We start from the raw sequence: 14,541 nt of genomic DNA, 5'->3' as shown, positions 1-14,541 counted from the left end.
GTAATTAATTACTCACCTTCAAATTCAATTAAACTAAATGGTGTTACACCATGTTCTTTTAGCTTTTTATCACCGCCAATTTCAGGCAATGATATGACAAAACCGGCATGTTCAGTAATGCCACCTAAACGACGGATCAAGTTAGCAGTAGCAACCATAGTGCCACCTGTAGCTAACAAGTCATCAATCATCAGTACTCTTTCACCGGGTAAAATAGCATCGGTATGAATTTCTAATGTATCAGTACCGTACTCGAGCTCATAAGTTTCGGAAATTACCTCTCTGGGTAGCTTTCCAGGTTTTCTAACTGGGACAAAACCAATGCCCATTTCTAATGCTAATGGCGCACCAAAAAAGAACCCTCTGGCTTCGGTGCCAACTATTTTTTCAAAAGTCATTCCATTAAATTGAGATTTCAATTGCTCGATACATGCGGTAAAGGCTTCATGGTCTTGCAGTATGCTTGTTACATCACGAAACATGATCCCTTTCTTTGGATAATCAGGGATTGTGGTTATTGCAGATTTGATTAGTTCAATTGTCACTTAGCTACCTAAAACAGGTTAATTGCTGAAAAAGAATACATACCAACCAGAGATTATATGCATGAGAGGGAGTGCAAGCAGAGTAACCAAAATACCTACCACATACCAGCCGTTAAAAACCTCTTTAAATTCAGTATCATCACTCATTGGCACAACCTTATTTATTGACGGTAATTTTAGAGCGGTGAATGTTACTTGATCGAAGTCAAAAAAAACAGGATTTGATCGATTTCTTACTAGAAGATTTTGGTCTATGGTCATAGTTCAGGTAACTGCGATGTGCGTATCTTAGCTTGGTTTGTCAACTCCTTCAAATGTAGACTATTTACGCTAATAATACGCACACTGCATTGGTCTCTAACTTTACGCCAACCGCGACTATTAGGGCATCAGCTAAGCCGCTTTGTAACCTATTATAAAGCACCCCCAGTGCGTTGCATTAACATAGGGATCAGAAATAGTGCTTAGTGCTTGCTGGCTAAGCTAAATGATCGATTCATTCGACCTTTCAATTAAACAAACACGTTTAGCAATTTGTTTGATGCTATCAACTTGGGCATCAAATAAAGCAATTTAACATAGCACTCTAGCAAAAATAAATAATGTCAAAATACAGCCCTCAGTCAGTTATTAATTATGTGGGCAACGTGCATGTGGAAAGACTTATAAAAAAATGAAAATAGGGAGGTTCTCACCACAAAGGCAAATTTGTTAACTTCGACTTTCGTCACGGGGAGATAACTGATAACAAAGTAAAGAAGGGTATAGTCAAAAAGGAAACCTCATCCATGAGGCAAAAACAGGGATTTTTATGTTACATCAACTGCGTCTTTTAAAAATTATTTGTCTAGATTAGCAACTAAAAACTCGTCGGGACTAATAAAACCATCAGCATTGCTATCCAGGGAATCGAATAACTCATTGAGTACCTCATGAGATCCCGCTTCTGTTTTAGAAATCATGCCATCAGCATCGCTATCTAATGTTTTAAACAAGTCCTCATTTGAGAATACACTTGTTGAAGTAAGGGCTAATGTGAAGGCCAAAGCCGCGATAGATAAAAATATATTGCGTTTAGTACTCATAGTAATAAATCTCCAGTTACAGTAAAAGTTGGTGAGAAGTAATGTTCTCTCAGAACAGTCATATCAGAATCTATGCCAGTTTTAATTTCTATCTATATTTCATATAGTTAAGTTAATCGGCACCAAAATTTCGTATTACATGTAAGCTAATGTGTTTCTTTTCTGCAACGCATAAAAAATAGTTTTTATGAATAAACGAGTAAGTACATGTAACTATTAGATAATTTATTGTATGAAATGGACGACACTTATATTTGGAAATGATTAATATGGCGACGCTAGTGGCTAATAGAGAAGGTGGTTCATGTTCTATGCGCACAAAAGTAGAGGTAAAATTAAGGAACGACGTTTATCTAAAAATAAAAACCCACCTGACAGTGGGTTTTGAACAGGTAGGCTATCTCAATGAAGAAATAGCCTACTACCGTTAATAAAACAAATTTTTATTAATTAGCGCTAAAGGTGATGTTATCGAAATAAACAACACTTTCTACGGTTCTCTCGCCCGCAATGAAATCAGGGAATACGACAACATCAACAAGGTCAGAAGTATCACCAAGACCGATATTACCCGATAAATCAAAGGTCATTTCTTCCCAAGCATTAACCACTGTATTAGATATTTTAAGCTCTCCTTGAGCTCCGCCTGCTGCATTAGCAAACTTAATACCAACATCACTAATCGTCGTTTTCCACACCATAATACGCACAATTGAATTAGTCGCGTCCAGCGTAAAGGTTGGAGCAGACTCAGTTTCTGTTCCTGCATAGTTTGCAGCACCAACAGGTGCAGTAAATTTAGCAACCGTTGCTGACGTATTTGCACCCGTCATATCAGGGTTAGCCACAAACTCTAATGGCGCGGTAGTATCTTCAAATACGGTCCACGTACCGGTGTTCCCATCAGGCTCAAAATCAAAACCTAAGGTGCTCAGGGTAACAGGCGGCTCAGCGCTGCCAGCGGTTCCAGGGAATGTGATGTCGTCAAAGTAGAAAGTCCAGTTTGCTGCATCATTCGCTGCATCACCAACTGTGCCATTGTCAAAGATCAGAGTGACGCCGGTATTGCCTGCACCTGAGATACCGGTAAAGTCGAAACTTAACTCTTCCCAACCCGAACCACCATGCGCTGCCGTTATTTCGCCTACGGGTCCACCTTCAAGTTTAAACAATACAGGAACTACTCGCGATGACCATACTTTCATCGTAATCATGGCGTCCGCTGGAATATCAATAGCGCTGTCTAGAGTTAATGTACTGCCTGCATAATTCTGACCCGCGTTTTTAACCATTTGACCAACCTGCGCGCTAGGGTTAATACCAGAAGCGTCCGGATTAGCAATAACGCTTGCTACACCGCCTTCAAAATCAGAGAAGGAATACGACTCAATTGCACCTTCAAAATCGGTAACTGTGGTGTCACCAACTTCGCCGCCACCATCATCAACTGGGAATATAATGTCGTCAAAGTAGAAAGTCCAGTTTGCTGCATCATTCGCTGCATCACCAACTGTGCCATTGTCAAAGATCAGAGTGACGCCGGTATTGCCTGCACCTGAGACACCGGTAAAGTCGAAACTTAACTCTTCCCAACCTGAACCACCATGCGTTGCCGTTATTTCGCCTACGGGTCCACCCTCAAGTTTAAACAACACAGGAACTGCTCGCGATGACCATACTTTCATCGTAATCACGGCGTCCGCTGGAATATCAACAGCGCTGCCTAGAGTTAATGTACTGCCTGCATAGTCCTGACCCGCGTTCTTAACCATTTGACCAACCTGCGCGCTAGGGTTAATGCCAGAAGCGTCCGGATTAGCAATAACGCTTGCTACACCGCCTTCAAAATCAGAAAAGGAATACGACTCAATTGCACCTTCAAAATCGGTAACTGCGCCATCTCCGCCACCTGTGTCACCGCCCCCCTCAACACTAACTATCTTGAAGTTGTCGATAAGATACTCTGCACCAGCCGCTTCGCCGTAGCTTGGGAATACCATAAATATATCGATTCCACTAAAATTTAAGCTACCGCCGCTAAGCGATGAAAGTGGGAATGTATATGTTTGCCAAGTGTTCAATGCTGGCGCTGAATGACTTTCAACACTGCTCGATAACGGAACTTCAACTGCGTTCGCACCACTGCCAGACTCAACTTTAAAGAACCAACCATTATTAGGCGCAGTTGTATCTGCTAGCAGCTGTAACTCGAATGTAATCTGACCGTTAGAGACGATACCAGATGCATCGAAAGGTACGCCGTTAACAGCTGTACTACTTCCACCTGCACGGGCAATAAAGCCTGCTACACTTGGTTTAGTTAGTGGGCCAAACTTCATAGCTTGGTCACGGTCAGCATCACCGGGAACTGTAAATATAGTTGTTGGGCCGCCATTGTCAGTCCAAGCTGCCCATTCAGGTAACTCAGCATTTTCAAATACGCTAAGCTCCAAGGTTTCTACATTGGCTGTAGCAACAGTAATAGTAAACATTTGTGTCGCTGCATCAGTGCCATCACTGACCATTAATTCTACGTCGTAATCACCTGCGATATCAGGTGTACCCGATAGAATAGCGGTAGCTACATCAAACGCAGCCCACGCTGGCACGACTGAAGCAGAGAAAGTCAGATCATCAAAATTATCATCTTCTGCAGTGGCTGTGTAGGAATAAGCAGAACCGACCATGCCCGCGACAATTCCAGTACTAGTAAAAATCGGCGCAACTTGGTCTGGCGCAGCGGTGACCACAATGGTAAACGACTCAGATGACGTATCAGTGCCATCGGTAACAGTTAACGTAACATCGTGATTACCGACATCCGCGCTTAAAGGAGTACCAGAAAGAACGCCAGTAGCAGGATCAAATACTAACCATGCTGGCAACGTTGTTGCTGCAAGAGTCAATGCATCTGCGTCAGCATCCCTTGCAGCGAAAGTATAAGTGTATACTTGGTCTTCATTTGCTGTGGTTATTCCAGTGCTGCTTACTACTGGCGCATTGTTGGCAGCCGGCGGAGACGGAGGCGGCGCTAGATCGTCATTTCCACATGCCGCCATTCCGAATACCAGTCCTGTGATCAAGACTAGCCTTTTTAATTTGAATCCGTGTGTACTAGCTTTCATTGTTCATTCCTATATAACTATCTAGTTATTTATAAATTTGCACCGCAATACGTTAACAAGTAATTACGTTACGTTTACGTTATGTTTACTTTATATTCACATTTGAGATTATAAGGAGAAGTAATTGTGATCAACTTAAACTAGACTAAGTGAACTTTTAAAGCGCTCAAGTGGACTTTAAAACAGTTAAGGCAGAGCTAAAGCACTATCAGGGAAGGCTATGTTTACTTGACTTACTAATTTGCATTCATTGGAAATCAATAAACATATTTGCGGTCAAACGACCACTTTTTGGGTCCGAATTAATGTCAGTATCAATGTCAACAATAGTTGAATGTAATAAATTCCCAGGATAGATAATTAGCCGGTTTGGTTTGTATTCAACTTCGTGGTAAAGCTCATAGTGCTTATCTGAACAGGTCACGTATTTCTGCATTGGGTCGCCGTTTTCAGCGATGAATGCCTTCGCCGAACTGACATAATGTTCGCTGCGGCTATCACTAATTCTTTCATAGCCTGTGGGAATATGACGAAAAAAACCGGTATTTCCATGGCTTCCTGAATTTAAATAATGTAACACAGCAAAATGATAGGCTTTGCTGGTGTCAAAATGTGGCATGCATTGTAAGAGGTGTAGTTCACTTTGTGCTTTAGTCAACAATGAGTAACTCTGATTGAGTGGTATGAGCTTTAACTCTATGGGCACTTGGTAGACCTGACAAATTCCTCGATAAACAGCCTGCAGAATAGTGATGACGTAAGGTTGTGGCAGTGGGGAACGTATACCAGGATAAAATGTTGCAAGGTCATTAGTAAATTTACTTGTGGTGCAGGCATAATTGATTACATCTTTATTATCGACTGCTAGGTCATCGATTATGATGATTGGTGTTCTCTCTTCCCCGATCTGAATTATTTCAGCTTTAATATTGGGATTAATTAGAAAACTGGGTTGTTGTTCTTGCATGCGTTATTCAGACCCTAGATAAAATGGTAACCGGGTGCAGCAGTTTGCTCCACCCAGTTAAATAGTGAATACCGCTAAGTGTTAACGCTCGATGGGCAATAATGCTTGATAAAATCATTGCTGTCAGGCCAGTTTTCGACCTGCCGTTTTACCCTGGATTTAATATTATTTAAGAAATCACGCAGTTCATTGTCGCTCATCATATCGACAATAGGATGATATTGCTCTGGCATCAAGCCTTGACCCATCATCACTTGTATCCAAGACGTTTCACCAAACAATTCATCTGATTTTTTAAAAACTTGGCCACTTTCTCTAAATAAACTCATCCGATGTTTCAGGCTGTCAGGCACATCCATGCTGCTACAATATCGCCAAAAAGCGGTGTCTTTGCGTTCGGTCAAATGATAATGCAGAATAATAAAGTCTCTGATGTTTTCTGCTTCTTCTTTAGTTTGAACATTATACTCTTCGATGTCTGACTGCTTGATACCTTGTGACGGAAACATTAGCAGTAAACGCACAATGGCCCTTTGAAACAAATGAATACCCGTAGACTCTAAAGGCTCAATAAATCCAGATGAAAGGCCCATTGCTATGCAGTTTTTATTCCAGTGCTTTCTGCGTTGGCCGGTTTTAAATTTGATGACACGTGGCTCGTTTAGACGCTCGCCTTCGATATTGTCTAGTAAGGTCTTTGTGGCTTCCTCGTCTGACATATATTTACTGCAAAAGACAAAACCATTACCGGTTCGATTTTGCAGTGGAATACGCCATTGCCAACCAGCGTCACGCGCGATTGCTCGCGTATAAGGTACAGGCTTGCCGACAGTGTTGGTTTGTACCGCAATTGCACTGTCGCAAGGTAATACATGACTCCAGTCATCGTAACCAGTGTGCAATGCTTCTTCAATTAACAAGCCTTTAAAGCCGGTACAGTCTATGAACAAATCGCCTTCGACGACCTGACCTGAAGCAAGGGTGAGTGAATCAATATAACCTGACTCTTCGTCCAAAGTGACTTTGGCAATCTTACCTTCAATACGCTTTGTGCGGTATTTTTCGGCTATTTTTCTCAAAAATTTAGCATACAGACCGGCATCAAGGTGATAAGCATGATTTAGTTCTTGTCCAGCTAACACAGCGAACTTACCTTCTCTAGCACCTAGATGCTCTGGCACATAATCACCAAGTTGTGAGGCTATACCGCGTTCGCGTCCTTTCAGCCAAAAATGCTGAAAACCTGCTGCCCAGCAACCTTGTCCTAAAAAGCCAAAAGAATGAATATAGTCTTTACTAACATCGCGCCAATTTTCAAAAGAAATACCCAGTTTAAAGGTCGCGTTAGTGGCCGCCATAAACTCCTGTTCGCTAATACCTAATAGCTGATGAAAAACATGTAACGTAGGAATTGTGGCTTCTCCTACACCAACGGTGGGTATTTCATCGGACTCTATCAAGGACACGTCCAGATTATTACCAATTAATTTTGATAATGCGGCTGCGGCCATCCAACCAGCGGTGCCTCCGCCTGCAATAATCACCTTCTTAATTTTTCTCTGTTGTTTTTTCAAAATAAAACCTTGGTAATTAATCTAAATGTTTAATATGACGGACTAAGCTATTGTTTAGGACTTACTGTTTTAATTTATTTAATAGGTCAGCTCTTAATTTTCTTGCCGCTAATTCATCATGAGGCTTTGCCAATACACCTTTTGCTTGGTCAGGAATATGGTCCAGATTTTGCTCATCGTGATCGAAAATATAATAATCAAAATGTGCTTTCCACGCTTGCCGCTGTGCCCTTGGTAAATCTCGTAAACTCAGCATGGCTAGCATCAGTGCATTATTTGGACGACCCATAAAAGCCGGACTATTTCGCCACCAGTGGGTGACTAACACATTAAATGCATCTAAGCCCTCAACATGATGCCACCACATACTGGGCATAAAAAGTGCGTCTCCAGGCTCCAATTCAGCCACCTGAGCTGCAGCCATTGCTTGTTCAAACTTCGGATATTTAACTAGATCAGGTTGCTCAAAATCGACGAGGCTAATATCTTGGCCTCCGGGCGCAAATTCCATAGGTCCCACATATAGGTTAGCAATTTGCTCAGGTGGAAATAATGTGAATTTTCGCCTTCCAACGACACAACAAGCCAAATTATTCGGAAAATCATAATGTGCTGCTATTTTGCACCTATTGCCAATCCAGATAGTGGTTAATGGATCGAGGTGGTCTATCGACGCATTATTCTGTTCATTGTAGCCAGGAAACCAATTATTAATTTCGGTAGAGCCTATGTACATTGTAGGAGGCTCGGGGTCATCAGCATGTGCTAGTAGCTTATCCAGTACCTGATTCAGATTAGCTTTTGAACTGGAAAAATTAAAACCATTCATCTTTTCGTTATAAAACACCCGGCCTTTAGTTTCTGGCTCGCCGTAATACACATTGATAGGAATATCTGAATAAAAATCACGCAAATAATCAGCGGCTTTGAGCGGTGACTCTTTTCCTGCAATGACGACCGGCCATTTATTGGCAAAACCTTTGAGAATGAGCGGTTGCGAAGACGATAACACAAAGTCAGGAATATCACCGGGCTGGCAATTATTAATTTCTTTCACTTTCTTAATTATCGTTTTCACTAAAAACACCGTTTAAATAATGAGATTGAAATATTACAGACCCAGTTGTATATTTTTTCTATTTAAGAGCCCACGTACATTAGATTGAGACGCGATAGCCATATATATCGCTTGCAAGTAACCTCTTGCATGCAATATCGCTAATGTGTCAGCACTCAACTCAGCGACTTTATCTTCACTAATGACGTAAAAACCCAACATTTGGTTTTGAGTTTTGTCATTTAACTCAATTTCTAAGGTGAATGGCTCTAGCAATTCATGTTCAATTAGCAGGTCTATGAAGATTTTACTATCCACCATGCCATGATGAATGGCTTCCAGCATATCCGCCACACTATCAAGATAAGGTGTATTACCACCGAATTCTAAAAATAATGCGTGGCCGTGCTGTTGGTTAACTCTAGGGTGGCTCATATCAATATGCAATACTCTTTGCTCTTTGTCTTGGCCATCTTCATTGGTTTTCTGCACACCAATTAAAAAAGGTTGTCGGGTAACGCTCAATGGAATATAAGGCGCGTCCCACTTATTATCAGTCAGAAAAAGATTTTCTTTGTCTTGAAACCCAAATATAGCGACTGAAAAGAATTCGCCAGTATTAGCATCTTTGTTAAAAAATATAGGGTAATAAGCTTGTACACTTCTAAATTCAGCTGGAAAAGTCAGGCTGTACCAAAGATTATCACCGTATTGTTGTGAACGTTCGGTAATTATTTTTACATCTTGATGATCGATACTATTAAGTAATACGGTGGTTGCCATTTTCATTCCAAATTTCATTGTTTATCAGTGTGATAGTCTACTTCTTATTAAAACACATATTGTGACTAAATTTTTGGTAAGCCATATAGTTTGATTTTATTAATTAACTCACGATTCGAGGGTAGTGAGGATAATAGTTGCTTCGTGTGTTTAGCGTTTTCAGCAAATAATACCTGCGCTTTTTTCGACTCATCCATCCTTTTTGTGTTGACCGGCTGTGTAATGAAGTCCATACCATAAAGGATGTATTGATAACTAGCTGGGGGAAACATTTCCTCTGTGTGGGTAGCATCGTAATGATAAGGAGCCCGAGTTTTCCACAATAGTAATTGATCTTTTAAGGTATCAGGAAGTTGCTCGACATCAGATATCTCACGCCAATATGCTGAGTCTGTTCTGTTACTTAGGACATAGTGTAATTTTAAAAAATCAACAATATTAAGCCAACGATGTAAAAATTTAGCATTAAAACGTTTGGCTACAAGGTCCATTGCTTCGCGATCCGCTGGTAACTGTTCGCTGATCATTTTTGCAGAAAGCTCTATTAATGCTAATGCGGTGGCCTCTAAAGGTTCAATAAAGCCAGCAGATAAACCGACCGCTACACAGTTTTTATGCCAGAACTTTTCTCTGTATCCAGGCGAAAAATCTATTTTGCGGATTTTAGTCGACTTCGCTGCACTCTCGCCCATTATCGGGGTAATGTAATCACGTAGTGCTTTTTCTGCTTCAACATCAGTAATATGCCGGCTGGAATAAGTGTACCCAACGCCTCTGCGTGACGGCAGTCCTATATCCCATATCCAACCAGCAGATTGCGCGGTAGAGCAAGTAAAAGAAGCAATCGGACTGTTTGAGTCCTGATGAGGCACATGTACCGCTAACGCAGAATCATTAAAAAGAATATGCTTTGTACTAACAAAAGGCACTGCGTAATGTTTAGCTAGCAAAAGAGAAGCAGTACCCGTGCAGTCTATAAACAAATCACCAGCAATATCACCGTTATTTTTAGTGGTGATAGTAGCGATGTCTCCGCTCTGAGCACTATTAACCTGCGTTACATGGTCGATAATGTGTTTGACCGCTAGCTTCGTGGTGCAATGCTTTTGCAGCAAGGCCGCAAACTTACCCGCATCTAAATGATAACCATAATTAGCATTGAAGTCGTATTCCGCAGTAGAAATCTGTTTAGGCGCCAAGCCATGTTCACCTAACTGACTTTGCACACCTACTGCGTCGGCGAAAGTTACTTGATGCCGATAGGGTTGCCAAAATGACGCAAGGTTGGTGTCATTAAATCCATGCGGTAATGTAAATGGATGATAATAATGTTCGTTGGTATTAGTATGCCAATTTGAAAATTTTGAACCTTGTTTAAAACTCGCATCACATTCCAACAAAAAATCGGTTTCACTAATTCCCATTTTTTTCAGGGTGCTGCGCATAGTAGGCCATGTGCCCTCACCTACGCCGATGGGAGCAACATCTGCTGATTCAATCAGAGTGACTTCAATACCGACATTAGGATCTATTGAATGCTCTGCGGCAATAACTCCGGCGGTTAACCACCCTGCAGAACCACCACCAACAATGACTATTTTTCTTAAGGGCTTGTGCATTTACGTACCTGACTTTAACTATATTTCAAAAAGACCCAAAAATATTACTAAACCAACATTACAATTACAACTCACTGTGTATAAAGGTTTTAACAACTCTGTATGTAACTGTCTACAAGCTCCTCGTAAGCTTTCAATAAAATCACATAACTCTTTTTAACGGTTTGGAAAACGGTATTGATCACAGAGAAAAAAGATAGATTTTAATTTTCAGCGTAATTCTGATTCTTTTGGAAAAATATTTTGATGCAAACAATAAAAGAAGCCGCATGAATTATGATTAATTCATGCGGCCTTACTGAGCTATTTGTTAACTACAGTCAACAGTTTGTGTGCTTACTAGAAAGTATAACGCGCACCAAACGAGTAACGAGCTCCTTGTTGAATAGCCGCAAGCACCTGCTGTTCAGAACGACCGCTTACTCTCAGATTCTCTTCCGTTACATTAATACCATTCAAGTAAATCGTTAAGCCTTTGATTTGCGGTACTTCGTAGCTTACCGTTAAATCTAACTGGCCATACTCTTCAATATAACGAGGTCCGGGACCTGCACCGCCATCCTGCACTAACGATACAATGTATTTATCACGCCAGTTGTACGCAATACGTATTGACAGGCCATCCATTTCATAGAATCCAACCACGTTAGCAGAATCACTAATACCTAATTCAGCCAATTGTGGGGCTAAAATAAAGTCATCGTGAGTATTATCGGTATTCGTTGCGGTATAGTTGATTATGCCGCCAAATCCAGATTCGCCGAACAAATGCTGTACTGCAAACTCGATACCATCATAGCCGGTAGTGCCATCAACATTTAATGGTGTCTCAACCTTGAAATTTAATAAGTCATTTATCGCGGGGTTACCTGCAATAACAATGTTACCTTCGTCTAAATAAACATTAGGATCAATTGCACCATAGGTATCAAATATATATTGACGTTGTGCTAAACCGTCAGTACCTACCGCAGCAAGCGCCTCTTCGACATAAATACCAGTGGCTGGGTTAAGTATATTGAACTGAGTGTCTACAGGCAGTGTTAGAATGTCGTTTTCAACATCTTTGGTAAAAAATCCCAAAGAAATGTAACTACCTTCGTCATAATACCATTCGGCCGAGAAATCGATATTGGTAGACTCAAGAGGTAGCAGCGCCGGATTACCGGTAGAACCAGTACCACCGTTAAATCGAGCATTAGCGGCCAATCTAGTACCACCTATCATCTGATTGTACCTTGGACGTCCGATAGTCTCACTGTAAGCGGCACGCAATATGATATCTTCAGTTACGTTTAAATTAAAGTTAATACTTGGCAGCGTATGGTCATAGCTGGCTTCTTTCGTTCCATATAACACGTTACCGGTACCGACAAGCGCAACCTCAGTTACACCGTTCCATAGGGCTGAAGGAAGAAATTCAGGTACTGAAGAAATAGCTTTTATATCTGTTTCTTCATAACGTACGCCAAGGTGGACGTCGTAGAACATATCACCAATCTCACCTTCATAATTATACTGAACATAAACCGAGGTCATTTCTTCTCTGGTATATTGGTCTGCATCCGTACCGTAATTAGTAGACGGGCAGAAAGAATTCCCACAATCTCCTGTCGCTGCAGATTGAACACTCAAGTTGGCTGCTGCGATATCCCTTACCGCACCAAAATCAAATTCAAAGTATTGATTCAAAATCTCAACAGGCCCAGTATAACCGTCAAAATTACCACCGCTTAGATTGTCAAATTGGCTCAATATATCACGAGGAAATAACAAATCGTCAAACAAACCAGTTGGACCCTCGCCACCCCAGTTATTACGCTGTACACCTTTTATACGTGCCCGATTTTGTGAATTAGTTAAGGCGATACCAAAATCGATACTGCCGTGTTCTTCTAAGACATATTCACCACCAAATTGCGTTTGTGATATTTCAGATGCATTTCTCGTGTTTGTAAATACGCTCCCGGTAATCTGAAAATCTGTGGCTGTAGCTGAGTTACCGCCTACAACCGATAGTACCGGTCTTTCGCCAGTGAAATCAGTGGCTGTATTTTGGCGAACTAAAGCGCGCAGCTGCATTTCGTTACCAGAGCCTAATGGACTATTAGGGGTGCTATTTGCAGAAGACTCATGATGGTCAAGTATAAGAGTCAGATTATCATTCACTTTCCAGTCTAGGTTTAAGCCCAGAGACTTGGTATCGTCCTTGACGCTGAAGTCTTGACCACCAATAGCTAAATCTGCAGGTAAAACCTGAGGATTGGCGTCAAGATCAACGTTGTGATCTTCAGAATATATTAAAGGTGAAGCGATCGGTCCGTCAGACCAAACGTTGGTTGTGTCACCGAAATTATACCAAGCAGAAATAGCGTTGCTTTGCGTATCATTTTCTTTTTGTACATAAAGATAATCTACTGTAGCGGTAAGATTATCCATTGGCTTATACTGCAGCACTAGCTGAGCATTGGATCTTTTGCGCTGCTGTTCTTCAAACTTATAGATGGTGGCTTGCGGTACTGAAAAGATATCACCGTCGCCAAAACGATTAGTTTGTGAATCATCGTTTGGTACGCCGCCCCAATCGTTAAAATCACCGGCAAAGCTTCGGAAAAACGAAGTCTGGGCTTGCTGACTGCCACTTTCACGCTCTGAATAACTGGCTGAAAGTGCAATACCAAACTTACCATCGTCACTGGTATTTGAATATAGTCCTGATAGTTGCGGAGTAAATCCACCTTTTTTGGTTGTAGCATCATCTAACGCTTCGACACTGAACGTCGCCTTCATACCGGGACTATTCAGCGGTTTTGTGGTTAAAATATTAATCGTTGCGCCAATACCGCCAGTGGGTATATCTGCTTTGGATGTTTTATAGACTTCTACACCGCTGACACCCTCTGCCGCTAGATTAGAGAAATCAAAATTACGTTCTCCGGTTGTAGTCGGCATTTGACGGCCGTTCAATATCACTAGGTTTCGATCTGGGCCAAAACCGCGAGCACTCACCTTGGCACCTTCTCCATTTGAACGTTCAATAGAAATACCGGTGATACGCTGTAGTGACTCCGCTAAGTTACTGTCAGGAAATTTTCCGATGTCTTCTGCATTTATAGAGTCAACAATACCAGTTGATGTGCGTTTGACATCCATGGATTTGATCATGCTGCCACGGATACCCGTGATTTCGATAATTTCGGTCGCATCTGCTTCTGCATTATCTGGCGATTCCTGTGCAAAGCCAGGGGCCATAATACTGGCACCAAGTATTAATGACAGGCTAGCCGCCAAAGGAGTTTTAGTAAAGATTCTAGTTTTCATGTGTGTCCTTAAATTTCTTGTTTTTAGTCTTACTGTTTAAATACTTACAAGGCCGTGTAGGTAATTACCCCCGCGTCAGCAAAAAACGTTAAGCGCTTCATATACTGCGATAACACGACAAATTCTTTTCCTAAATAAAATCTACAAGCTTAAAATACTTAGAAAATATCTCGATGAAAATTCTATGTGAAAATTGTAACGCAAAGGTTAATAAATAGGCGTTAAATACGCTAAAGCGGGATATTTGGGCGGTAAAGTGGAAAAAAACCAAATTTAGTCTCGGTAAGCCAAAGCTGAAATTCATAAAAAATAACTATCGTACAGATTTTAACAGTAATAAGACAAACCAGCTTTGTGTTTTTTACTAGAGGCAAATTTGGGCCGATACTTGCTGTCATACTCTGGCACAGCGAGTGTGAATATGACGAAGACAATCACCAAAAATACGATAGATTGGAAATAGGC

General features: G+C 41.2%; 10 protein-coding genes. 1 reads left to right on the top strand and 9 read right to left on the bottom strand.

Going from position 1 to position 14,541, the window contains the following annotated elements; all coding sequences use genetic code 11:
* Window positions 1–8: 8 nt before the first annotated feature.
* Both apt and CXF81_RS08885 read right to left on the bottom strand, forming a co-directional pair.
* Window positions 9–545 (bottom strand): adenine phosphoribosyltransferase, encoded by a 537-nt coding sequence (gene apt, locus CXF81_RS08895; RefSeq protein ID WP_101181019.1) that lies wholly within the window; start codon window positions 543–545, stop codon window positions 9–11.
* An 839-nt stretch (window positions 546–1,384) separates the two neighbouring features.
* The gene (locus CXF81_RS08885; RefSeq protein ID WP_101181017.1) at window positions 1,385–1,630 is read right to left on the bottom strand and encodes a hypothetical protein; all 246 of its coding nucleotides are present in this window, start codon (window positions 1,628–1,630) and stop codon (window positions 1,385–1,387) included.
* 281 nt (window positions 1,631–1,911) lie between these two features.
* On the opposite strand from CXF81_RS08885, the gene CXF81_RS19865 reads away from it, so the two are divergent.
* Window positions 1,912–2,061: a hypothetical protein gene (locus tag CXF81_RS19865; protein WP_157825536.1), complete on the top strand. Its 150-nt coding sequence runs from the start codon at window positions 1,912–1,914 to the stop codon at window positions 2,059–2,061.
* Between the two features lie 15 nt (window positions 2,062–2,076).
* Here CXF81_RS19865 and CXF81_RS08880 read toward each other — a convergent pair whose 3' ends face one another.
* The 7 genes from CXF81_RS08880 to CXF81_RS08850 all read right to left on the bottom strand — a co-directional run bounded on the left by CXF81_RS08880 (window position 2,077) and on the right by CXF81_RS08850 (window position 14,076).
* Window positions 2,077–4,755, bottom strand: coding sequence for a putative Ig domain-containing protein (locus CXF81_RS08880; RefSeq protein ID WP_101181016.1), 2,679 nt, complete (start codon window positions 4,753–4,755; stop codon window positions 2,077–2,079).
* Window positions 4,756–5,002: 247 nt separating this feature from the next.
* On the bottom strand, window positions 5,003–5,722 hold the full coding sequence (locus tag CXF81_RS08875; protein ID WP_101181015.1) for a DUF6445 family protein: 720 nt from the start codon (window positions 5,720–5,722) through the stop codon (window positions 5,003–5,005).
* A 74-nt stretch (window positions 5,723–5,796) separates the two neighbouring features.
* The gene (locus CXF81_RS08870; protein WP_101181014.1) at window positions 5,797–7,296 is read right to left on the bottom strand and encodes a tryptophan halogenase family protein; all 1,500 of its coding nucleotides are present in this window, start codon (window positions 7,294–7,296) and stop codon (window positions 5,797–5,799) included.
* Between the two features lie 61 nt (window positions 7,297–7,357).
* Window positions 7,358–8,374 carry a cupin-like domain-containing protein gene (locus tag CXF81_RS08865; protein ID WP_101181013.1) on the bottom strand — a complete coding sequence of 339 codons (1,017 nt, stop codon included), beginning with the start codon at window positions 8,372–8,374 and terminating at the stop codon, window positions 7,358–7,360.
* Window positions 8,375–8,407: 33 nt separating this feature from the next.
* A complete protein-coding gene (locus CXF81_RS08860; RefSeq protein ID WP_101181012.1) occupies window positions 8,408–9,136 on the bottom strand; it encodes a SapC family protein in 729 nt (242 codons plus the stop codon).
* Between the two features lie 65 nt (window positions 9,137–9,201).
* On the bottom strand, window positions 9,202–10,755 hold the full coding sequence (locus CXF81_RS08855) for a tryptophan halogenase family protein (protein WP_101181011.1): 1,554 nt from the start codon (window positions 10,753–10,755) through the stop codon (window positions 9,202–9,204).
* 339 nt (window positions 10,756–11,094) lie between these two features.
* Complete coding sequence (locus tag CXF81_RS08850) at window positions 11,095–14,076, bottom strand: TonB-dependent receptor (protein ID WP_101181010.1); 2,982 nt, start codon at window positions 14,074–14,076, stop codon at window positions 11,095–11,097.
* Window positions 14,077–14,541 lie beyond the last annotated feature (465 nt).

Origin of the sequence: Glaciecola sp. 33A (genome assembly GCF_002836745.1) — a bacterium.
Lineage (GTDB): Bacteria > Pseudomonadota > Gammaproteobacteria > Enterobacterales > Alteromonadaceae > Glaciecola.
This window is presented reverse-complemented; position numbering and strand designations above follow the sequence as displayed.

Excerpts from the sequence above, each read along its gene's own strand:
- CXF81_RS08880 (WP_101181016.1), bottom strand. The coding sequence starts at position 4,755 with ATGAAAGCTAGTACACACGGATTCAAATTAAAAAGGCTAGTCTTGATC.
- CXF81_RS08885 (WP_101181017.1), bottom strand. The coding sequence starts at position 1,630 with ATGAGTACTAAACGCAATATATTTTTATCTATCGCGGCTTTGGCCTTC.
- CXF81_RS08860 (WP_101181012.1), bottom strand. The coding sequence starts at position 9,136 with ATGGCAACCACCGTATTACTTAATAGTATCGATCATCAAGATGTAAAA.
- CXF81_RS08855 (WP_101181011.1), bottom strand. The coding sequence starts at position 10,755 with ATGCACAAGCCCTTAAGAAAAATAGTCATTGTTGGTGGTGGTTCTGCA.
- CXF81_RS08850 (WP_101181010.1), bottom strand. The coding sequence starts at position 14,076 with ATGAAAACTAGAATCTTTACTAAAACTCCTTTGGCGGCTAGCCTGTCA.
- CXF81_RS08875 (WP_101181015.1), bottom strand. The coding sequence starts at position 5,722 with ATGCAAGAACAACAACCCAGTTTTCTAATTAATCCCAATATTAAAGCT.